At 64.4% G+C, this 20,478-nt stretch carries 19 protein-coding genes and 1 tRNA gene; 4 read left to right on the top strand and 16 right to left on the bottom strand.

Translation table 11 applies throughout. The features are described 5' to 3' along the window. Window positions 1-26 precede the first annotated feature (26 nt). Genes arsH through O3298_RS26245 form a run of 3 tightly spaced genes read right to left on the bottom strand, consistent with a single transcriptional unit; the run spans window position 27 to window position 1,556 of the window. Window positions 27-764: an arsenical resistance protein ArsH gene (gene arsH, locus O3298_RS26235; protein WP_305056953.1), complete on the bottom strand. Its 738-nt coding sequence runs from the start codon at window positions 762-764 to the stop codon at window positions 27-29. Between the two features lies 1 nt (window position 765). Next, a complete protein-coding gene (arsC, locus tag O3298_RS26240; protein WP_289899830.1) occupies window positions 766-1,188 on the bottom strand; it encodes an arsenate reductase (glutaredoxin) in 423 nt (140 codons plus the stop codon). Next, complete coding sequence (locus O3298_RS26245; RefSeq protein ID WP_305060920.1) at window positions 1,185-1,556, bottom strand: helix-turn-helix transcriptional regulator; 372 nt, start codon at window positions 1,554-1,556, stop codon at window positions 1,185-1,187. Before O3298_RS26245 ends, arsC begins: the two co-directional genes overlap by 4 nt. Before the next feature lie 132 nt (window positions 1,557-1,688). On the opposite strand from O3298_RS26245, the gene O3298_RS26250 reads away from it, so the two are divergent. From O3298_RS26250 to O3298_RS26260, 3 genes are all read left to right on the top strand, one after another. Continuing rightward, window positions 1,689-3,782, top strand: a complete 2,094-nt coding sequence (locus O3298_RS26250) for an AsmA family protein (RefSeq protein ID WP_305060921.1) — start codon at window positions 1,689-1,691, stop codon at window positions 3,780-3,782. 54 nt (window positions 3,783-3,836) lie between these two features. Next, window positions 3,837-3,913 (top strand) — tRNA-Pro (locus O3298_RS26255). 129 nt (window positions 3,914-4,042) lie between these two features. Next, the gene (locus tag O3298_RS26260) at window positions 4,043-5,437 is read left to right on the top strand and encodes a GntP family permease (RefSeq protein WP_305060922.1); all 1,395 of its coding nucleotides are present in this window, start codon (window positions 4,043-4,045) and stop codon (window positions 5,435-5,437) included. 1 nt (window position 5,438) lies between these two features. Here O3298_RS26260 and O3298_RS26265 read toward each other — a convergent pair whose 3' ends face one another. The 4 genes from O3298_RS26265 to O3298_RS26280 form a co-directional block, all read right to left on the bottom strand. Next, window positions 5,439-6,842: a sodium:solute symporter family protein gene (locus O3298_RS26265; protein WP_251349768.1), complete on the bottom strand. Its 1,404-nt coding sequence runs from the start codon at window positions 6,840-6,842 to the stop codon at window positions 5,439-5,441. Between the two features lie 105 nt (window positions 6,843-6,947). Beyond that, complete coding sequence (pcaD, locus tag O3298_RS26270) at window positions 6,948-7,763, bottom strand: 3-oxoadipate enol-lactonase (protein WP_305060923.1); 816 nt, start codon at window positions 7,761-7,763, stop codon at window positions 6,948-6,950. A gap of 24 nt (window positions 7,764-7,787) precedes the next feature. After that, window positions 7,788-8,078 (bottom strand): muconolactone Delta-isomerase, encoded by a 291-nt coding sequence (gene catC / locus O3298_RS26275; RefSeq protein ID WP_251349767.1) that lies wholly within the window; start codon window positions 8,076-8,078, stop codon window positions 7,788-7,790. 153 nt (window positions 8,079-8,231) lie between these two features. After that, entirely contained in the window at window positions 8,232-9,341 is a 1,110-nt protein-coding gene (locus O3298_RS26280; RefSeq protein WP_289906374.1) for a muconate/chloromuconate family cycloisomerase, read from the bottom strand. 102 nt (window positions 9,342-9,443) lie between these two features. Between O3298_RS26280 and O3298_RS26285 the strand changes: the two genes are divergently transcribed. Further along, the gene (locus tag O3298_RS26285) at window positions 9,444-10,358 is read left to right on the top strand and encodes a LysR family transcriptional regulator (protein ID WP_289913288.1); all 915 of its coding nucleotides are present in this window, start codon (window positions 9,444-9,446) and stop codon (window positions 10,356-10,358) included. 3 nt (window positions 10,359-10,361) lie between these two features. Here O3298_RS26285 and O3298_RS26290 read toward each other — a convergent pair whose 3' ends face one another. The 9 genes from O3298_RS26290 to O3298_RS26330 form a co-directional block, all read right to left on the bottom strand. After that, window positions 10,362-10,754 (bottom strand): hypothetical protein, encoded by a 393-nt coding sequence (locus tag O3298_RS26290; protein WP_305060924.1) that lies wholly within the window; start codon window positions 10,752-10,754, stop codon window positions 10,362-10,364. 56 nt (window positions 10,755-10,810) lie between these two features. Further along, window positions 10,811-12,160 carry a PepSY domain-containing protein gene (locus O3298_RS26295; protein WP_305060925.1) on the bottom strand — a complete coding sequence of 450 codons (1,350 nt, stop codon included), beginning with the start codon at window positions 12,158-12,160 and terminating at the stop codon, window positions 10,811-10,813. Between the two features lie 8 nt (window positions 12,161-12,168). Further along, window positions 12,169-14,283: a TonB-dependent receptor domain-containing protein gene (locus O3298_RS26300; RefSeq protein WP_305060926.1), complete on the bottom strand. Its 2,115-nt coding sequence runs from the start codon at window positions 14,281-14,283 to the stop codon at window positions 12,169-12,171. Window positions 14,284-14,360: 77 nt separating this feature from the next. After that, window positions 14,361-14,753, bottom strand: a complete 393-nt coding sequence (locus tag O3298_RS26305) for a DUF2946 domain-containing protein (RefSeq protein WP_289917990.1) — start codon at window positions 14,751-14,753, stop codon at window positions 14,361-14,363. A gap of 53 nt (window positions 14,754-14,806) precedes the next feature. Further along, complete coding sequence (locus O3298_RS26310; protein ID WP_289917989.1) at window positions 14,807-15,376, bottom strand: membrane integrity-associated transporter subunit PqiC; 570 nt, start codon at window positions 15,374-15,376, stop codon at window positions 14,807-14,809. 23 nt (window positions 15,377-15,399) lie between these two features. After that, entirely contained in the window at window positions 15,400-17,031 is a 1,632-nt protein-coding gene (locus O3298_RS26315) for an intermembrane transport protein PqiB (RefSeq protein WP_289906384.1), read from the bottom strand. Continuing rightward, window positions 17,024-18,316 (bottom strand): paraquat-inducible protein A, encoded by a 1,293-nt coding sequence (locus O3298_RS26320; RefSeq protein ID WP_369811631.1) that lies wholly within the window; start codon window positions 18,314-18,316, stop codon window positions 17,024-17,026. Before O3298_RS26320 ends, O3298_RS26315 begins: the two co-directional genes overlap by 8 nt. 128 nt (window positions 18,317-18,444) lie before the next feature. Next, complete coding sequence (locus tag O3298_RS26325; RefSeq protein WP_305060928.1) at window positions 18,445-19,794, bottom strand: amidase; 1,350 nt, start codon at window positions 19,792-19,794, stop codon at window positions 18,445-18,447. 4 nt (window positions 19,795-19,798) lie between these two features. After that, on the bottom strand, window positions 19,799-20,476 hold the full coding sequence (locus O3298_RS26330) for a DUF2848 domain-containing protein (RefSeq protein ID WP_305060929.1): 678 nt from the start codon (window positions 20,474-20,476) through the stop codon (window positions 19,799-19,801). Window positions 20,477-20,478 lie beyond the last annotated feature (2 nt).

A 20,478-nucleotide genomic window follows, 5' to 3' on the forward strand; every position in this document is an offset into this window, starting at 1 on the left:
GCCGTTTTTTATGCACTGCCGAAAAGCTAGGTGCGCTCGTGTTCCATTGCCGCGCCCGCCAATGCCTGCACGATGGCCGGCGCCGCTTCCAGCCGTTCGCTGTAGCGGCTGCCCAGGTAATCGCGGCGGTCGCGCACCAGCAGAGTGAATTTGTACAATTCCTCCATCACATCGACCAGGCGCTCGTAATACGGCGACGGCTTCATGCGGCCGTCATCGTCGAATTCCTGGTACGCCTTGGCAACGGAAGACTGGTTCGGAATGGTGACCATGCGCATCCAGCGTCCCAGCACGCGCAAGCCGTTGACGGCATTGAACGATTGCGAGCCACCGGACACTTGCATCACAGCAAGAGTTCGCCCCTGCGTGGGCCGCACGCTGCCCGTTTCCAGCGGCAGCCAGTCGATCTGCGATTTGAACACGCCCGTGACGGCGCCGTGCCGCTCGGGGCTGCACCACACCTGCCCTTCCGACCACAGCGACAGCGCGCGCAACTCCTGCACTTTCGGATGCTCGGGCGACACGCTGTCGACCATGGGCAAGCCATGCGGGTCGAACACGCGCGTGTCGGCGCCGAAGTGGCGCAGGATGCGTTCCGCCTCCAGGGTCAGCAGCTTGCTGTACGAGCGCTCGCGCAAGGAACCGTACAGCAGCAAGATGCGCGGCGCGTGGGTGGACACGCTGGCCGGCGCCAGCTTGTCCAGGTCCGGCACGTCCAGGTGCGCGGCGCTGATGTTGGGCAACTCGTTGGCAAGGTCTGCCATCTCAGGCCACCGGCTTGCCGTCGGCGCCCACCACGGCCTGGCCGTCTTCCTTGGCAAACGCGCCCTGCTGCGGCAGCGGCAGGATTTCCAGCACTTTTTCCGACGGCCGGCACAGGCGCACGCCCAGTTCCGTGACAACGATGGGGCGGTTGATCAAGATAGGATGGGCTTGCATAGCGTCGAGCAGGGCCGCATCCGGCAAATCCGGATTGGCCAGGCCCAGCTCGTCGTACAGGGCGCCCTTGTCGCGCATGACGGCGCGCACGGTCAGGCCGGCGCGGGCGATCAGGTCGACCAATTCCTCGCGCGAAGGCGGATGCTTGACGTAATCGATGATGACGGGTTCAACGCCCGTGTTGCGGATCAGGGCCAGGGTATTGCGCGAGGTGCCGCACGCCGTGTTGTGGTAAATCGTGATCGTCATGTCGTGATGTCCTTCAGTAAATGTGGTTCGCTGACGCAGCAAGACGCGCCAGCGCAGCAGTTCTCGGTCAAAAAGGCCAGCAAGCCGTTCATGCCCGCGTAGTTGGCCGCATAGGTGATGGAACGGCCCGCCTTGCTTGCCGTTACCAGATTGGCGTGCGCCAGTTCTTTCAAGTGAAACGACAGCGACGAGGGCGCAATGGCCAGCGCTTCGGCGATTTTCGTCGCCGCCATGCCTTGCGGCCCCGCTTGCACCAGCAGGCGGAACACGGCCAGCCGCGATTCCTGTGCCAGCGCCGCCAGGGCAGCGATGGCGGCCGTGCTTGTCAGCGGTGTCGCTCCGCTCGCTATTTGCTGTGTATTTTCCATATTTCAATAATAGTCGAATTATTGAATCATTTCAAGCCATACGTCTTGGCTACCTATCTTACGTAACCTAGCGCACCGACTGTCATGGCCTATCGGTCTACCTTGATGAAAAATCACTGCGATCGGCATCCCATGACACGCTCGACACCCCTGAAAATCCTCGGCTGGAGCCTGGCCGCCCTGCTGGCCCTGGTCGCCATCGTGGTCATCTTTGTACTGACCTTCGACTGGAACCGCGCGCGCCCCTACATCAACGAGAAGGTGTCGGAAAGCACGGGCCGTACCTTCGTCATCGGCGGCGATTTGCAGGTGAAATGGAAGCAAGGGCTGAAAACGGAGCCCGGCTGGCGCCGCTACGTGCCGCGGCCCATCATCAGTGCGCAGGACGTGCGCATGAGCAACCCGGACTGGGCCACGGCCGGCTCGCAGCTGGCCAGCGCGAAACGCATCGACGTGGCCCTCCATCCATTGCCCTTGCTGCAGCACAAGGTAGTGTTGACGGACCTGGCGCTCGACGCGCCGAACATCGCCCTGCAGCGGCGTGCCGATGGCAGCAACAGCTGGACCTTCAAGGATAACGGCCCTTCGGCATGGGACGTGGAAATCCAGCGCATGGCCTTCGGCGACGGCGCCATCCGTTATCTGGACGAGGGCATCGCGCTGGACGTGCGCGCCAAGGTCAGCTCGACGGCGCCCGATGCGACGCCGGGCGACGCGCCAGGCAGCGCGCCCGTGCAGAAATACGGCATCGCATTCACCCTTGGCGGAACCTATCGCAAGGCGCCCGTGACGGGTGGCGGCAAGGCGGGCGCCGTGCTGTCCTTGACCGACAACAACACCGTTTATCCCGTGCAGGCACATGCCGTGCTGGGCAAGAACAAGGCCAGCATCGACGGCACCCTAACGGACCCGCGCTCCTTGTCCGGCATCGACTTGCAGCTGAGTCTGGCCGGCGCCAGCATGGCCGACCTGTATCCGCTGACGGGCGTGCTGCTGCCGGAAACGCCGGACTACGCCACCAAGGGACGCTTGCTGGGCAAGAAAGACGGCGCCACCTGGAACTGGACCTATCAAGACTTCAAGGGCACGGTGGGCCAGAGCGACTTGGCCGGCACCCTGCAATACTTGCCGCGCCAGCCGCGTCCCTTGCTGCGCGGTGAAGTGACGTCGCAGCAATTGCGCCTGGAAGACCTGGGCCCCACCATCGGCGCCGACAGCAATGCGCAGAAACAGGCGCGCGGCAAGGCGCCCGTGCAGCCCGACAACAAAGCCTTGCCCGTGGAACAGTTCAACACGGCCAAATGGAATGCGCTCGATGCCGACGTGAAATTCACGGGCAAGAAACTGGTGCGCACGCACGACATTCCGTTCAACGATATCGTCGCCCATATCCACATGAAAGACAAGGTGTTGAGTTTGACGCCGCTCAACTTCGGCATGGCCGGCGGCGACATCACCTCGAATATCACGCTCGACGGCCGTCAAAAGACCATCGCCACGCAAGCCAAGGTGGCGGCGCGCCACCTCAAAATTCGCGAACTGTTTCCCAAGCTGCAATCGATGCAAGCGAGTTTCGGCGAAGTGTATGGCGACGCGGCACTGACGGGCCACGGCAACTCCGTCTCGGCCATGCTGGCCAGCGCGAATGGCGAACTTGCGGCCACCGTCAGCGAAGGCTCCGTCAGCCAATTCATGCTGGAACTGGCCGGCCTGAACCTGGCCAACGCCGTCTTCGTCAAAATCTTTGGCGACAAGCAAGTGCACCTCAATTGCATGGCCAGCGACTTCGCCGTCACGAATGGCCAGGCCGACGTGCGCCGCTTCGTGCTCGATACGGACACGGCCGTCGTGAATGTCACGGGCAACGTCAACCTGGCCCACGAAACCCTGGACCTCGACGTGCGCCCGCGCACCAAGGGCGCGCGCATCATCACCCTGCGCACGCCGTTGTACGCGAAAGGCACGTTCAAGAACCCGGACGTGGGCCCACAAAAAGGCCCGCTGGCCCTGAAAGCGGGCGCCGCCGTGGCCCTGGCCACCGTCGTCACGCCCCTGGCCGCCCTGCTGCCGCTCGTCAACGTCGACAAGGCGCCCGACACGGACTGCGCCGCCGTCATGGCGCAAGCGAACGCCACCCGCAAGGCCCCTGCCTCGCCGGCGACGAACGCGCCAGCCAAGAAAGTGAGCGAAGCGGACATCAGGAAGGCGCAGCAGGAAAAGAAATAAGCTTTGATGCAAGCGCTTGAAAGCCACCCCGCCATCTGCTGTAATGAAGGAAAGCGGGGTGTGGCTCAGCCTGGTAGAGCGCTGCGTTCGGGACGCAGAGGCCGGAGGTTCGAATCCTCTCACCCCGACCAGCCCTTTCTTCCTTGCTGCGCCTGCATCAACTGCTTGCACCTTGACCTGCGCGTTGGTGTCTTGCTGAGAAGTATGATACTAATTACATCATTGGTATCCTGATCACTTTTCGCGCAAGGGCCTGACCGATGTCTTTCCTGATAGTTCTGGCCGCACTGGCCTTTCTCATGCTGGCCGCCTACCGCGGCTATAGCGTAATCCTGTTTGCGCCCGTCGCCGCGCTGGGCGCCGTGCTGCTGACAGATCCGTCGGCCGTGCCGGCCGTCTTCAGCGGCATCTTCATGGAAAAGATGGTGGGCTTCATCAAGTTGTATTTCCCCGTCTTTTTGCTCGGCGCCGTGTTCGGTAAACTCATCGAGCTGTCCGGCTTTTCCCAGTCCATCGTCGTGGCGGCCATTCGCTATATCGGCAGCTCGCGCGCGAATGCCGTCATCGTTGCCGTGTGCGCGGCCCTGACCTATGGCGGCGTGTCGCTGTTCGTCGTGGTGTTCGCCGTGTATCCGTTCGCGGCCGAGCTGTATCGCCAGAGCAATATCCCCAAGCGGCTGATGCCGGGCGCCATCGCCCTGGGCGCGTTCTCGTTCACCATGGATACCTTGCCCGGCACGCCACAGATCCAGAACATCATCCCCACCACCTTTTTCAATACGACGGGCTGGGCCGCACCGTGGCTGGGCACCATCGGCGCCGTGCTGACGGTAATCATGGGACTGGCCTTCCTCGAATGGCGCCGCCGTTCCGTCATGGCGACGGGCGAAGGCTATGGAGCCGAGGCCGAAAAGGCCACGGCCGACGTGGGCGACCTGCCCCATCCGCTGCTGTCGGTAGCGCCCCTGGTGCTGGTGGGGATGGCCAACTTTGCGCTGACCCGGTTGATTCCCCACTGGTACGGTGCCAGTTACGCGCTCACCGCCGAGGCGTTGCCAGGGCTGCATGCGCCCGTGACCACGTCGATCGCGTCCGTGACAGGTATCTGGGCCGTGGAAGGCGCCTTGTTGCTGGGTATCTTGCTGGTCTGCGTGACGGCTTTCGGGCGCATCCGCGCCGCCTTTGCGGAAGGCACCAAGGCGGCCGTGGGTGGCGCCTTGCTGGCGGCCATGAATACGGCCTCCGAATATGGCTTTGGCGGCGTCATTGCCGCCCTGCCCGGCTTTCTTGCCGTCAGCAACACCTTGCGCAGCGTACCCGATCCGCTCGTCAACGCGGCCGTGTCCGTGACGACCCTGGCCGGCATTACGGGATCGGCCTCGGGCGGCATGAGCATCGCGCTGGCCGCCATGTCGGACAGTTTTATCCAGGCCGCGCAGCAGGCACATATTCCGCTGGAAGTGATGCACCGCGTGGTGGCCATGGCCAGCGGCGGCATGGATACCTTGCCGCACAATGGCGCCGTAATCACCCTGCTGGCCGTCACGGGCCTCACGCACCGCCAATCCTACCGCGACATTTTCGGCATCACCGTCATCAAGACGATGGCCGTGTTCCTCGTCATTGCCCTGTATTACCTGACGGGGCTGGTCTGACCTAGAGCCTTGACGACGATGCCGGCTTCGCCACGGCTTGCGCCGGCTTGAACAGATGGCTGATACCCATGGTCAGCAGCGGACCGGCCAGCGCCAGGTAGGAACTGTCGACGCCGTAGGGATTGCCCGCCAGAAACCAGCCGATGGTGGCGATCACGGAGACAATCACGCCGACAAAGGCGCCGCGCGGCGTGCCGAATTTCGGCGCATAGAAAGCCATCAGCACCAGCACGGCCAGGGTGGCGCGCAGGGCCTTGCCGAGGAAGGCGATCATCAGCAGTTTTTCCGCATACAGCGCCAGCACCAGCGGCAGCAGGCCGGCCACGACGATGGCGATGCGCAGGAACATCAGCGATTTCGCATCGTTCTTCGCCTTGTTGTACCAGGGGTCATAAAAATCCTTCATGGCCAGGGTGGCCGATGCCAGGGTGGTGGCGGAAATGCCGCCGAACAGGGCGCCGGCCAGGCCGACGATCATGATGCTGGCGGAAAACGCCGGCATGTGGGCGATCAGGGTCGGGAAGGCGTCGATCGACTTCATGCCCGGATACAGGACGGCGCTGCACATGCCGATCAGGGCGGCCATCAGGCCGAACGGAATCATCAAGGACGACACGTAATAGCAGGCGCGCTTGGCCACGGCCGGGTTGTCCGTGCTGACGAGGGCCTGGATCACGTATTGCGTGGCGAAGATGGAACCGATACCGCCGATCATCCACGCGATGATCTGGCCCCAGCCGATCTCGACCCAGTTGAACATCTTGGCCGGCAGCTGCGCCTGCAGCGCGCCGATGCCGCCCGTTGCTTCCAGCGCGTACGCCAGCGCCAGGATCACGCCCAGGTACTTGACGATGGAGTGGGCGAAATTGGTGTACACCACCGAGCGCATGCCGCCCAGGCTGACATAGATCACGGTGATGGCGCCCACCAGCAGGATGGCCACGGTTTTATTGATGTGCAACACGGCCGCCAGCACGGCGCCGCCGCTCGCATACAGGGCCACGGCAACGATGCTCAGGGCGACGATGGTGAGGATGGATGCCGCATAGCGCACGGGTTCGCCGTACGTCTGCGCCAGGATGCCGGAAATCGTCGACTGTCCGCTTTCCTTGTATTTTTTCACCAGCACGATGGCCAGCAGCAAAAATCCCAGCGACAGCGCCACCAGGTTCCAGGCGGCGGAAATGCCCAGTTCATAGCCCTTCTGGGCCGTGCCGATGCTGACGGAACTGCCGATGAATTCCGACAATAGCAGCGCACCGATCAGGTAGGCGGGATAGTTGCGTCCGCCCGCCGTCATGCCCTCGGCACTGTTGGCATGCTTGCGCACGCTATACGTAATGTACGACATGAGGGCGAAATAGCCCACCGTGACCGCCGCGATGATGATCAATCTGTTTTCCATCTGTCTACTCCAAGTTTGCTTTTTTTCTTATTATTTTTTCAAAAAAGCTTCCCCTGCCGCGTGCCGGTCTTTGCCGGTGGCGGTGCTCAGGGGCAAAGCGAAATCTTACCCTGCCGACGACGATACAAAGGCGCGCAGCTGCGCCGTGAAGGTCGGCGCTGCCTCGACATTCGACAAATGCGACGCGGGCACCTGGGCCAGCTGCGCGCCTGCCACCTGCCGCTGCAGCCAGCGCGCATCGTCCACCGTGGTGACGGGATCGTGCTCACCGGCGATGACCAGGGTGGGCACCGCAATCGTGGCCACCTGCGCGCGCAAGTCCGCCTGCGCCAGCGCTGCGCAGCAGGCCGCGTAGCCTTCGGCATCCTGACCGCGCAGGGTGGCGATCATGCGCGCCACCGTGGCCGCTTCGCGCGCGATGAAGGCTGGCGTAAACCAGCGCGCGGCGGCGCCGTCGGCCACCGTGTCCATGCCGTCGCGGCGTACCTGCGCCGCGCGCGCCAGCCAGGCGTCGGCCGTGCCGATGCGCGCCGCCGTATTCGCCAGCACGAGCTTCGTCAAGCGCTGCGGCTGGTGAATGCCCAGCCACTGGCCCGTCAAGCCGCCCAGGGAAATGCCGCAGAACGCGGCACGGGCGATATCTAGGTGGTCGAGCAGCGCCACCACGTCCAGGCCCAGGCGCTCGATGTCGAACGGCGCGCCGCCGCTGGCCGACCGGCCATGGCCGCGCGTATCGTAGCGCACGACATAGAAGTCGCTGGCCAGGTCCGCCGCCTGGGCATCCCACATGGACAGGTCCGTGCCCAGGGAATTCGACAATACCAGGCACGGTTTGCAGCGCTCGCCGTCGGTGCGGTAATGCAGCAGCGTATCTTCCCCGTTCCAGGTGGTCACGACAATTCCCGTATCCGTGTGTTTCATGGCATGTCTCCTTTGCTCTGCGGGTCAGGCATCGCCGTCGCGCACCGACGATGGATGGCGGCACAGCGGCATCACGTCGATCTGCATGTAGGGGAACAGCGGCAAGGAGGTGAGCAAGTTGTGCAACTCGTCCACGCTGTCCACATCGAAGACGCTGATGTTGGCGTACTGGCCGGCGATACGCCACAGGTGGCGCCACTTGCCCTCGTGCTGCAGGCGCTGCGCCAGTTCCTTTTCCGTCTGTTTCAGTTGCGCCGCCTGCTCGGCAGGCATGCTTAATGGCAGGTTCACGTTCATGCGTACATGGAATAACATGGTGTCTCCTTAAGATTTTTATAGGCACTTACAACGCCTAACAAAACCGTAGCGAGCGGAAGAGAGTTGCGGTCGAGACGCGCAACTGTACGAAGGTACAGTGAGCATCGCAGACCGTAAATCACAACGCGCAGTAGGTTTTGATAGGCGTCTTCAGGCGCGCTGCATGGTGCGTAGTTTGTCCATATCGATATCGACGCCCAGGCCCGGCCCCGTCGGCACCTGTAACATGAAGTCGCGGTACACGAGCGGTTCGCGCAAGACTTCCTGCGTCAGCAGCAATGGCCCGAACAGCTCCGTGCCCCAGGCCAGTTCGGCAAAGGTCGAGCAGACGTGGGCCGTGGCGGCCGTGCCGACGCCGCCTTCGAGCATGGTGCCGCCGTACAGGCCGACGCCGGCCAGGCGCGCCACGGTGGCCACTTCCAGCGCCGGCAGCAAGCCGCCCGACTGGGTGATTTTCACCGCATACACGTCGGCCGCATCGGCCTGGGCCAGCGCCAGCGCGTCGGCGGGACCGTGCAAGGCTTCATCGGCCATGATGGCCACGTCGAAGCGCTGCGTCAGGCGCGCCAGCGCGGCGCGGTTGCCCGCCTTGACGGGCTGCTCGATCAAGTCGATGCCGCCCGCTTCCAGCGCGGCGATGCCGCGCACGGCGTCCGTCTCGCTCCAGGCCTGGTTGACGTCGACGCGCACGCTGGCCCGTTCGCCCAGCGCCCGCTTGATCTCCAGCACATGGGCCACGTCGTCCATCACGTCGCGCAAGCCGATCTTCAGCTTGAAGATGCGGTGGCGGCGCAATTCCAGCATTTTTTCCCCTTCGGCGATATCGCGCGCGGTATCGCCGCTGGCCAGCACCCAGGCCACGGGCAGCGCATCGCGCACGCGGCCGCCCAGCAATTCCGACAGCGGCACATTCAGGCGGCGCGCCTGCGCGTCCAGCAGCGCCGTCTCGATCGCACACTTGGCGAAGCGGTTGCCCTGGATGACCTTGCGCACCCTGGCCATGGCCTTGGCCACTTCGCTCGCTTCCATGCCGACCAGCAGCGGCGCGATGTAGGTATCGATATTCGTCTTGATGCTTTCCGGGCTTTCGCCGCCGTAGCTCAAGCCGCCGATGGTGGTCGCCTCGCCCCAGCCCGTGATGCCGTCGGCGCAGCGCAGCCGTACCAGCACCAGGGTTTGCGTATTCATGGTGGCGACGGACAGCTTGTGCGGACGGATGGTTGGCACATCGACCAGGTAGGTCTCGATATTTTGAATCATATTTATTCCGTATAATTCTGTAGAGTGGAGACACGATATTCCCCGAATGACCCCGCGTCCAACACCGAGTTGGTATCAAACCTATACCTGAAAGGTATGAAGATGGAATTACGGCACTTGCGCTACTTCGTGGCAGTGGCAGAGGAAAGGAACTTCACGCGGGCCGCCGCGCGCCTGCATATCGCGCAGCCGCCACTGAGCCGGCAGATGCAGCAGCTGGAAGAAACCCTGGGCGTGGCGCTGATCGAGAAAGGCTCGCGGCCCTTGCGGCTGACGGAAGCGGGCGAGTTTTTTCTCGCCCACGCGCGCCCGCTGCTCGACCAGGTGCGCGACCTGAAGGCGATGACCCAGCGCATCGGCAAGCTGGAACGCACCCTGTCGATCGGCTTCGTCGCCTCGACCCTGTACGGGGAATTGCCCGACGTCGTGCACCGCTATTGCGAGCGCCATCCCGAGGTCGACGTGACCCTGCATGAAATGACGACGGTGGAGCAAATCAAGGCCCTGAAGGAAGGCCGCATCGACGTGGGTTTCGGACGCCTGAAAAGCGAGGACCCCAGCATCCGCCGCATCCTGCTGCGCGAGGAACGGCTGGTGGTGGCCCTGCCACCCGGCCACCGGCTGGCCAAGGGAGAAGGCGGGTTGCGCCTGACGGACCTGATCCACGAAACCCTGCTCGTGTATCCGAAAGCGCCCCGCCCCAGCTTCGCCGACCAGGTGCTGGCCATGTTCAGCGAGGGCAATGTCACGCCCGGCCCCGTCACGGAAGTGCGCGAACTGCAGATTTCCATGGGACTGGTGGCGGCCGGCCAGGGCATCTCCATTGTGCCGGAAAGCGTGCAAGCCATGCATCACCGGAACGTCGTGTACCGCAAGCTGGACGACAAGCATGCGTTCTCGCCCATTTTATTCAGCATGCGGCACATGGACCGCTCGCCGGAGCTCGACAACCTCCTCGCTGCCGTGTACTCGATCTACGATGAACACGGCATCGCGCACGTCAAGGAAAGCCTGTAGCCATCAGGCAGACAGCGGCGCGTCGGCCAGCAATGCCGGGCACAGCGCGCGGATGCGCAGTTCCGTGAAATAACCGCCCGCCTCGTTGTAGCGCAAGTAGTGGCGGCCGCAATTGAGGCAGCGGGCTACCTGGCTCAGATTGGCGGGATAGTAGCGCGGCGCAATGGGCGCATCGACGCTGTCGTAGCGCGTGCCGTGCGGGTGGTACTCATCAAACGTCGGTTCCTCGTACGGGTCTTCGCGCAGGGTGCCGACTTCTTCAAAGCGGTCCAGCTCCAGCGAGGTGGGAAGGCGCTGCCAGGCATCCAGCGGAACGGCGCAGCAGCTGCATTTCTGGGTAATCGTGGCCGAAGCGGTGGCCAGCGCGGACAAGGCGGGAAAGTCGATGAATACCATGGTTCAGCCTATGCAAGGGGCGGCCCATGGCAACGAGCCTGGCCGCGCCCCTTATTCTAGCGCAGCCACATCCGGCCGACACGCGGCCCACATTTTGCCAGGCCCAGCTCAAGCAGCATCAGCAGGCCGCCGGAGATGAGCAGCAGCGGCATCAGCGCACACATGCCCGCCGCCGTCATCCAGGCCAGCGTGGAAGGCGAGGTCCAGGCGCCGGGCAGCAGCTTGGGTAAACCCAGCGAACCTGGAAGGCGCCGCTTGAAAAACATCACCCAGCCCGACACCAGCGAGAACAGCACGCTGGCGCCGAACAGCAGCAGCAAGGCCTGGTTCCACCAGCCGAATTCGCCGCGATGAAACGGGATGCCGATGGCGGTCGCCTTGCCGAACGCCGTCTGCGCCTCCCACCCCGCATAGTACAAAGGCTTGCCGCTGTAGGCGTCGAATTGCAGGTCGAAGCGCAAGGTGGGCTGACTGCGGTCGGCCATGGTGGCGCGCCACACATCGTCCTGGCTGGCCGGCGCCGTCAGCTGCACGGCGATGGCGGGCGCATGGCTGCGCGCCACCTGCCACGCATCCTGCCAGTCGAGCGGGGCGCCCTCCTCGTTTGAGTGCAGGCCGCGCGGCACGGGCGGCGGCGCCTGGCCGCTGATGTCGCGCAGCGCGCGGATGCGCCCACCCGCCTGCTGGCTCCACGTCAGCCCCGTCGTCAGAATGACGACACTGACGATGCCGAGCGCCACGCCGAGAAAAGCATGCCACTGGCGCCAGCCATTGCGCCCGCGCGCGCCCCGCTTCGGCAAGCCCGCTTGCGCGCTGCGCGGCCACCACAGGATCACGCCCGTTACCAGCATCACCATCAGCCAACTGGCAGCCAGCTCGATCATCCAGCGCCAGCCATCGTTTTGCAGCAGGCGCGAATGCAGCTTTTTCGCCCAGTTGCCGAAGCGCTCACTACTGGCCAGGCTACCCAGCACGCGCGCGTCATAGGGGTTCACATATACGACGACGGCTTGCACGGGCAGGCCGAACTTCGGCCTGGCGGGCGTGGCCGGCGCGGCATGTCCGCCATGGCCCGCATGCTCATCCTGCGCGCCGCCGGGCGGCGCGAACGCCACCTGCACCGCGTCGTCCTGCTGGAACGGCGGCACTACGTGCTGCACCGCCCAGCCACGCGGCGCCGCCCGTTCGGCAGCCGCCACCGCGGCATCCAGCGGCAGCACGGAGGCTTGCGGTGTCACGTGATCGAGATGTTGGTACAGCCTTGCCTCGATCTGCGGCGTGAATACATACAAAATACCCGTCAGGGTGGCCACCAGGGCAAACGGCGAGGCGATCAGCGCGGCCCAGAAGTGGATGCGCCAATACAGGCTTTTGCGCCGTGCGATGAGAAAAGTTGCGTCGTCCATGGTCATCCTCACAGTGCGTTGAAGGTATAGCCCAGGCCCAGCATCACGCTGCGCGGCGCGCCGGGCGTGTACTGGTTCTGGCTGTTCGGCACATAGCTGCCCGTGCCCGCATAGCTGCTGCTGGCCGAATCGGCATAGCGTTTATCGGCCAGGTTGCGCACCTGCGCCCACGCTTCCAGCCCGCGCGCGAGCTGGTAGCTGGCGCGCAGGTTCAGCAAGGCGTGCCCCTTGTACACCACCGTGTTGGCATTGTTCATCCAGTAGCGGCCCTGGTGCACGGCTTCGAGCGCGATACGCGCACCGGCCACGGGCTTGTAGCCGACCTCGATCGAAGTGATGTCGCGCGGCGCCTGCGGCATGGTGCGGTCGCTGTAATCGAGAGTGGAGGACACCTGGTAGCGCAGGTAGCGGTGGCGCGCGATGGCCGTGGCGAAGCGCGCGTCAAACGGGCCACTGTCGTAGTTCAGGCCCAGCTCCAGGCCTTCGCTGCGCGTGCGCCCCGCATTGCGATTTTCGCTGTTGCCCGGCGAAAGCGTGTAGCTGACGATGGTGTCACGTCCGTCGAGCCGGTACAACGCCATATCGAGTTTCAAACGGCCCTGCAAAAAGGCCCAGCGCAAGCCCAGTTCATAGTTGTTGTAGACGGACGGCTGCAAGTCGGCGATGCCCGTCTTGCCATATAGCTGGCTCACCTCGGGCGGCGTGAAGCCCTGGCTGACGTTCGCATACGCGCTGCCCGCATGGCCGAGGGCGTAGGTGGCGCCCAGCTTCGGGCTCACGTGCGAAAAGCTGCGCGACTCGTCGGGCGCGCCGTAATTGACGCTGCCGCCGGGCGCCAGCCTGTTATGGTAATCGTAGCGTATGGCGTCGGAACGGCCGCCCAGCACCACGCGCGTGCCCGCCAGCGGAGAAAATTCCCATTGCGCGAAGACGGCCGTGTTGAGGATATCCGTCTGGTAGTCGCGCACGCCCTGCGGATTGGATGCATTGGCCACGGTGTAGCGCAGGTAGCGGCCCGTGGCGGCATCGCGCACGATGGACAGGTTGTCGCTGACAAAGGGATTGTCGCTCTTGTCCACATACACGCCGGCGATCAAGCGCGAACGCAGCCAGGCGAATTCCTGCTGGTGCTTCACGTCCAGGCCCAGCGAATCGACATGGTTGTTGTTGATGACGCCCTTGCACAGCATACCCGCGCAGCTGCCGATGGAATACGCGGGAATCTGTCCATGGTCATTCTTGCGCGTAAACACGGTGACGGTGCTCGTGCCATCGGCCGTCGTCGCGCCCTCCCACGCCAGATTCATGCGCGTGGTCTTGTCTTTGCGGTAGGTAAACGTGTTCAGGCTCTTGCCGGGGTCGTTGCGGTAGTCGTTCTCGAACAGGCTGCCCGTCATCGCCGCATCGAGATCCGTGTGAACGATGGTGGCGCGCAGCTGTGAGGTGGGGCCAAGCGCATAGTCGGCGCGCAGCGAGAACGAATCCTTGTCGCCGTAGCTGTACTCTTGCCAGTTGTCGCGCGAGCGGCGCGAACTATAGTGGGAAAAGCGCAGTCCCAGCGGCCCCCAGGTATCGCTGGCGGAAGTGTCGTAGCGGGTGTAGCCGGCCACATTATCGCGTCGCACGCCGACCTTGGCCGTGGGTGCCGCGCTGGCGCCGGCTGTCAGGAAATTGACGGCGCCGCCGACCGCATTGCTGCCGTACAGCGAGGACGCGGCGCCCTTCACCACTTCCACGCCGCTGGCGCCCGCCATGTTCATCTCGTTGAGCGAATTGTGGTTGAAGACGCCCAGCGGGCGAATGGGAATGCCGTCTTCCAGGTACTGGTAGACGGCATTCGTGCCGATGGGCTGGCGGATGCTCATGCTGTGCTGTTCGTTGCCCAGGTCATTCCAGTACACGCCGGCGATGCGGTTGAGGATATCGCCCATGGTCTTGGGCTTGTCGCGTTCCAGGGTTGCGGCATTGACGACGCCGATGGCCTGCGGCGTCTCGGACAGCCACGCTTGCGCGCGCGAACCGGAAACGACGACGGTGTCGATGGCGTGGTCAAGTTGCTGCGCCTGCGCGCAGGGGTAAGCCACGGTGATGGCCGCGGCCAGCACCAACAGTTGTTTGTTCATGTGATTCTCGTATGAGTGTGCGGATGCGGCGTGCCCCACCGCAAGGCGGACAGCGCCAACATTGAAAATGCAAGGACTTAGACGAGTGCGGGCGGCGCGCGCGATTGCGCGGTGGACCAGATGAACAGCGGAGACGGCGACTGGTAGTACAGGGCCGGGAAAATGGCCGTGCCGCCGGCGACGGGCAGCGGCAGCACGGGACTGGGCGGCAAGCCCACGGAACCCGCATGCGTGGAACAGAAGGCGCAATGCTCCATCTGCATGGCCTTGCCGCCGGACTTGCCGTCGGCGCCGCCATCATCGTCGATCTGGACGAAACGGATGCCGGCCACCGAGCAGATTTCCGCCCAGCCGGAGCCGGACTCCTGCTTGGCATTGGCGACGGCCTGGGAAACCGATGGCGCGAGCGCCGCCAGCAGGATCGCGAAACAGGCGATCCAGGCGGCGCAGCGGCGTGTGAAAGAGGTCATTCCCATGGCCGCATTTTACCAGCGGCCGCCGGGACTGGGTAGCGGAAAGCGGCTCAGGCGGCCGGACAGGCGGCGTTGCCGCCGTCAAAGCCACGCACGACGCTCGCCGTATCGGCGGCGATGCGGCCGACGGCGCGGCGGTGACCGAGCACCAGTTCATCGTAGCCCGCGCCCACCTTTTCATTGGCTATCGTGCGGCAAGTCACCACCTTGTTGCTGGCCAGCTGGCGCACGCTCCACACGGCATCGATCAGCGCATACTGGCCCATCACGGACTCGAAGCGCTGCACATTGGTGCTGATGCGGTACACGGGCAGGTTGTCCGGATGCGGCGTGCGGAACACGTCGATGGCGCCCAGGTCGTTCGTCACGGCCGTCGACAGGGCCTGGCCGATCTCGCCGGCCAGCGGCCCCGCCCAGCGCTGCTGCTCCAGCAATTCGATGCGCCCCGATGGCGCCGTCACGACAAACTGGTTGCGGCTCACCTGCTGCGGCACGCTGACGGCCAGCACTTCGACATAGTATTTGACGGGCTTGGCCGGCTGCGCGTCGGCGCCGCCGCTGAGCGTATAGAAATGCTCGGGCTGGGGTGTGGAACAGGCACACAGCAAGATGGCTGTCATCAAAAGCGCAAGAATTGGCTGCTTCATTTTTTCTCATCTCCTTTTTTACCGCGGATCAGGGACTCGGGGTGGCGTTCCAGGTAATCCGACAGGGCATTGAGCGATTGCAGGGTTTGCGTCAGCTGCTGCAAGGCCTGGCGCACGTCCGACTGCAGCGGCGAATCCTTTTGCAGCACCTGTTCGGCCGTGCCGAAGGTCTGTTTCGCCGCCGTCAAGGTATCGCGCATTTCCGGCACCACCTGACCATCGAGCTGCTTGAACAGGGTATTGGCCTGCTTGATGGTGGCGTTCAGGTTATTGCCGATCTCCGCATACGGTACCTGATCGAGCTTGCGGGCGATGCTGGCGATCTGCGTCTGCAATTCGTCGAGCGTGTTCGGCACGGTCGGCACTTCCAGCGGATACTTGTTCGCGTCGAGCACCACCTTCGGCGCTTTCGGGAAGAAGTCCAGCGCGATGTACAGCTGGCTGGTCAGCAGGTTGCCCGTGCGTAGCTGGGCGCGCAAGCCACGGCTGACCATGCGTTCGAGCAGCTGGTGGCCGGCCGAGCCTTCCTCATCGTCGACAGCGGCCTTGAAGCGCATGCCCAGGCGGGCCGGGTACAGATTGACGGTGACGGGCATGCGGAAGTTCTTCTTCACGGGATCGAACTCGATGCCGACCGAACGCACCTCGCCCAGCACGATGCCGCGGAAGTCCACCGTGGCGCCAGGCTGCAAGCCGCGCAGGGACTGGTCGAAATAGAACACGGTGGTAATGGCTTCGCCATCGGGTTCGCGCATGGCGCTGGCTTCGTCGGCCGCCAGGCGGAAATTGGTATTGGCCGGCGCCGGTTCTTCGGGCTTGCGGCCATTTTCCGCTTCGAAGGCGATACCGCCCACCAGCATGGCGGCCAGCGATTGCGTATTCAATTTGAAGCCGTTCGAATCGAGGCGCACGTCGACGCCGCTGGCATGCCACCAGCGCGCATTCTTGCCGACGAACTGGTCGTACGGCGCATTCACGAACACCGACATGGTGATGCCGTTGCCATCCTTGTCCAGCGCGAAGCTGACCACCTTGCCCACGCGCAGACGGTGGAAGAACAGGGGCGAACCCACGTCGACGGAACCGAGGCTGTCCGCATGCAGGGTGTACAGCTTGCCCTTCTGGTCGCCGGCCACGGCGGGCGGACTCTCCATGCCGATGAAATTCTCCTTTTTGGCTTCCGACTTGCCCGTGTCGACGCCGATGTAGGCGCCCGACAGCAAGGTGCCCAGCCCCGTCACGCCGCTGGCGCCGATCTGCGGGCGCACCACCCAGAAACGCGAATCGGCGGTAGCGAAGCGGCGCGCTTCCTTGCTCATGTCGATCGTCACCAGCACCTTGCTCAAGTCCTCGCCCAGGGTGATGGCGCGCACCTGGCCGATATCGACATCCTTGTATTTGACCTTGGTCTTGCCAGGCTCGAGTCCTTCCGCGCTCTTGAAGCTGACCGTCACCGTGGGCCCCTGGTCGAGGATGGACTTGGCGGCCAGGCCGGCGCCGATCAGTGCGGCCAGCAGCGGGATGAGCCATACCAGCGACGGCAGCCAGCGGCTGCCCTGTTCCACATCAGGCTCGGGCAATGGACGGCCACCCGCTTCGGCAAGGTCGCCTGCTTCTTTGTCAGACATGCTGTTCTCCAATCACTGTATTGTTTCCGGTATTTGTCACCACCACGGGTTCTTCCTCGCCGGGCACCTGCCCGTCGATGGGGTCCCAGATCAGGCGCGGGTCGAACTGCATCGCCGCCAGCATGGTCAGCACCACCACGGCGCCAAAGGCCAGCGCGCCGGGGCCGGCCGTGATCACGGCCAGCGACTTGAAGCGCACCAGCGCCACCGTCAGGGTGACGACAAAGATATCGAGCATGGACCAGCGGCCGATGAATTCGACCATGCGGTACAGGATGGTGCGCTGGCGCGGCCGCCAGCGCGAACGCCGCTGCGCGGTGAACGCCAGCAGCGCCAGCACGCCCAGCTTCAGCATGGGCACGACCACGCTGGCGATGAAAATGATGATGGCCAGGCCCTTCGAGCCGCTGGTCCAGAACAGCACCACGCCGCTCATGATGGTGTCGTCCTGCGCGCCGAACAGCGATTGCGTCACCATCACGGGCAATAGGTTGGCGGGAATGTAGAGGATCATGGCGGCGATCAGCAAGGCCCAGGTGCGGTTGATGCTGTCCGGTTTGCGTACGTGCAGGGCCGTGCCGCAGCGCACGCAAGCCAGGTGCCTGCCCTTGCCCAGCGGCGGCGCCACCAGGCCGCAGGCATGGCAAGGCAGCACTTTCTCGCCCGGCGCGAAGGCCTTGTAGCGGATGCCCGGCAGCGCTTGCCGGGTCAGGTCGTCGCCCAGGTTCCACAGGGCCTTGGGGTCAAACGAGACGACGATGGCCAGCATCAGGGTCAGCGCGCCAAACGCGAACAGCCCCGGTTGCGGCAGCACCGTGGCCAGGCTGGTCATCTTCACGACGGTGATCAGGATGCCGATCATCAGCACCTCCGTCATGCCCCATTCGCGCGCCGTCTGCACAGCGCGCAGCACGCGGTTAAAGCCGGGCACCTTGACGCCGCCGCGCAAGCCCAGCGCCACGTACAGCAGGGAACCGAGTTCGATTGCGGGAAAGAGGATGGTAAACAGGAAGACCATCGTCGCCACGATGTGCATCTGCTCGGACCACAGCACGCGGATGGAACCGAGCAAGGTAGCGCTGGAAGTGAGGCCATTGACGTCGAGTTCGACGATAGGGAAAAACTGGGCGATCAGGAAGACAAAGGCGGCGCCCAGCGTGAGCGCCACCACCTTGGTCAATTCGGCCGATGGGCCCCGCGCGTGGGCGCCGCGATACAGCACCGAGCGGCAACGGATACAGCGCGCCTTTTCGCGGGGACGCAGCGGACGTTTGCGGTACAGCACGCCGCAGTCATGACAACTAATCAGGTCGTATCGGTGCACAGTGTGAAGTTTGCCGGCGCCCGAAGCGCGACTATCCCATGTCAATGCCAGCCATCATGACAGAGTTGGCATTTTTCTGCACTACGACATTATTCTTTTCCACGCCCCCGCAGCAGCACCTCCACGGCGCGGCCGATCTGCAGCACTTGATCGTCAGCGCCCGCCAAGCCGCAAATGCCCAGCCCCACGGGCAACTCGCCGTCGGCGTGGCAAGGCAGCGACAGCGCGCAGCCATCGAGGAAGTTGATCACGCTGGCGTTGCGCAGCACCAGGCCATTCGTGGCAAAGAAGGTGGCGTCATCCGCTTCCAGCGGCGCGGCTTCCGGCGCCAGTATGGCCACGCTGGGCATCAGCCAGGCATCGAACGGCGCCAAGCGCCGCCGGGCGACGCCGATCAGGCGCGCGCGCGCATCGAGCAAGTCGATGTAGTCGGCCGCGCCCTGCAGTTGACCGCGGCGGATGCGCGCCGCCACGCGCTGGTCGTACTGTGCACCCTTCTCTTCAAGCAACACCCTGTGCCAGTGCCAAGCTTCCGCCGCCACCAAGCCGCCGCCGCCATTAATCATCGGCAGCTCCAGCAATTCGGGGAAATCAAACTGTTCTACCTGCGCGCCAGCTTGCCGCAGCTTGTCCAGGGCAGCATCGAAAGCCTGCTGCACCTGCGGCGCCACATGCGTATCGACATAGTCCAAGGTAAAGCCAAAGCGCAAGCCTTTCAGTGCTGGCGCCTGCGCGCCAATGTCATGGCCCGACAGCGCTGCGTACAAAATGGCGCAGCAATCGACACTGTGCGCGATGGGCCCGGCCGAATCGAGGGAGCGCGACAGCGGCACCGTGCCGGTCAGCGACACGGAAGCCGCCGTCGGCTTGAAACCGGTCAAGCCGCAAAAAGCGGACGGGATGCGGATCGAGCCGCCCGTGTCCGTGCCCAACGCTCCCGCAGCCATCCCCAACGCCACCGTCACGGCGCCGCCCGAGGTGGAGCCGCCCGCCACGCGCGCGCGGTCGTGCGGATTGCGCGGCGTGCCGTAATGGGGATTCAAGCCCAGGCCGGAAAATGCGAATTCGCTCATGTTGGTGCGACCCAGCAGGATGGCGCCGGCGGCGCGCAGGCACGCCACGGCGCCGGCATCCACAACGGCGGGCGGAGCGTCAGCCAGCGCCAGCGAGGCGGCGCTGCTGACCTGCCCTCGGACGTCGAACAGGTCCTTGATGGACAGGGGAATGCCCGCCAGCGGCGAAGGCACCCAGCCTGCGGCGCGTGCCGCATCGCTGGCACGGGCCTCAGCCAACGCCTGTTCGCGATCGAGGCTGACATAGGCATGGCCGCCCTGCGCCCGGTGCGCCTCGGCGCGCGCCAGCATCTGCTCGGTCAGTGCCACGCTGGTGATGCGGCCGGCGGCCAGGTCGGCGGCCAGTTCACGGATGGTCTTGGTCATTGCGTTATCCTTCCACGGGCAGGGTTTGCACGGCATAGCGGTGCTGCAGGCGGCGCTGCAAGGCTGGATCATACAGCTCCAGTTCGAAAGCATCGCCGTGACCCATCTCGCCGATGATCGGCTGCGTGCCGCAGAACATGGCGCTGCCCACGGGCAGGCTGACCTGCCCCGTGTAGCGCAGGATCAGGTCTTCCGGCGACAGCATGCGCGTCACGGGGCCATCCTGGTACAGGGCCGGCACGCCGGCGCGCTCGCGCCAGGAGCGCATCTGCAGCTGGTCCCAGTGGCCGGCCACGTCGGCATAGCGCCACAAGGTGTCGCCCACGGGCTTGCCGCACATTTGCTTCGACACCGTCACGCCATAGCTTTCCACCTTGCGGTCCGTATGGTCGGAGCCGATCCCCACCAGCAGGCCGTATTCGGTGGAGAACAGCACGAATTCGGCCTCGCCGGACGAATCGCAGCCCGGCACTTCGATGGCGGCATCGCTGGAGAGCAGTGCCGCCGCCACGCGATAAAACGTCGGCACGCTTTTCGGGCGCGCCACGCCGATGGCTTCCAGTTCGGCGATATGGTGTTCGACCATCGCCAGGTCGCGGCCCGTCCAGCCGGCGATGATCAGATTGTCGATGTCGAAGGTGACGGGGCCGTGGCCGGCCAGGTTGAAGGTATGGGTGGTCATGA

Source organism: Janthinobacterium sp. SUN137, from assembly GCF_030587265.1.
In the GTDB taxonomy this organism is placed as follows: domain Bacteria; phylum Pseudomonadota; class Gammaproteobacteria; order Burkholderiales; family Burkholderiaceae_D; genus Janthinobacterium; species Janthinobacterium kumbetense.

Coding starts and splice junctions, on each gene's coding strand:
- arsH (WP_305056953.1), bottom strand. CDS start 764: ATGGCAGACCTTGCCAACGAGTTGCCCAACATCAGCGCCGCGCACCTG.
- arsC (WP_289899830.1), bottom strand. CDS start 1,188: ATGACGATCACGATTTACCACAACACGGCGTGCGGCACCTCGCGCAAT.
- O3298_RS26245 (WP_305060920.1), bottom strand. CDS start 1,556: ATGGAAAATACACAGCAAATAGCGAGCGGAGCGACACCGCTGACAAGC.
- O3298_RS26250 (WP_305060921.1), top strand. CDS start 1,689: ATGACACGCTCGACACCCCTGAAAATCCTCGGCTGGAGCCTGGCCGCC.
- O3298_RS26260 (WP_305060922.1), top strand. CDS start 4,043: ATGTCTTTCCTGATAGTTCTGGCCGCACTGGCCTTTCTCATGCTGGCC.
- O3298_RS26265 (WP_251349768.1), bottom strand. CDS start 6,842: ATGGAAAACAGATTGATCATCATCGCGGCGGTCACGGTGGGCTATTTC.
- pcaD (WP_305060923.1), bottom strand. CDS start 7,763: ATGAAACACACGGATACGGGAATTGTCGTGACCACCTGGAACGGGGAA.
- catC (WP_251349767.1), bottom strand. CDS start 8,078: ATGTTATTCCATGTACGCATGAACGTGAACCTGCCATTAAGCATGCCT.
- O3298_RS26280 (WP_289906374.1), bottom strand. CDS start 9,341: ATGATTCAAAATATCGAGACCTACCTGGTCGATGTGCCAACCATCCGT.
- O3298_RS26285 (WP_289913288.1), top strand. CDS start 9,444: ATGGAATTACGGCACTTGCGCTACTTCGTGGCAGTGGCAGAGGAAAGG.
- O3298_RS26290 (WP_305060924.1), bottom strand. CDS start 10,754: ATGGTATTCATCGACTTTCCCGCCTTGTCCGCGCTGGCCACCGCTTCG.
- O3298_RS26295 (WP_305060925.1), bottom strand. CDS start 12,160: ATGGACGACGCAACTTTTCTCATCGCACGGCGCAAAAGCCTGTATTGG.
- O3298_RS26300 (WP_305060926.1), bottom strand. CDS start 14,283: ATGAACAAACAACTGTTGGTGCTGGCCGCGGCCATCACCGTGGCTTAC.
- O3298_RS26305 (WP_289917990.1), bottom strand. CDS start 14,753: ATGACCTCTTTCACACGCCGCTGCGCCGCCTGGATCGCCTGTTTCGCG.
- O3298_RS26310 (WP_289917989.1), bottom strand. CDS start 15,376: ATGACAGCCATCTTGCTGTGTGCCTGTTCCACACCCCAGCCCGAGCAT.
- O3298_RS26315 (WP_289906384.1), bottom strand. CDS start 17,031: ATGTCTGACAAAGAAGCAGGCGACCTTGCCGAAGCGGGTGGCCGTCCA.
- O3298_RS26325 (WP_305060928.1), bottom strand. CDS start 19,794: ATGACCAAGACCATCCGTGAACTGGCCGCCGACCTGGCCGCCGGCCGC.
- O3298_RS26330 (WP_305060929.1), bottom strand. CDS start 20,476: ATGACCACCCATACCTTCAACCTGGCCGGCCACGGCCCCGTCACCTTC.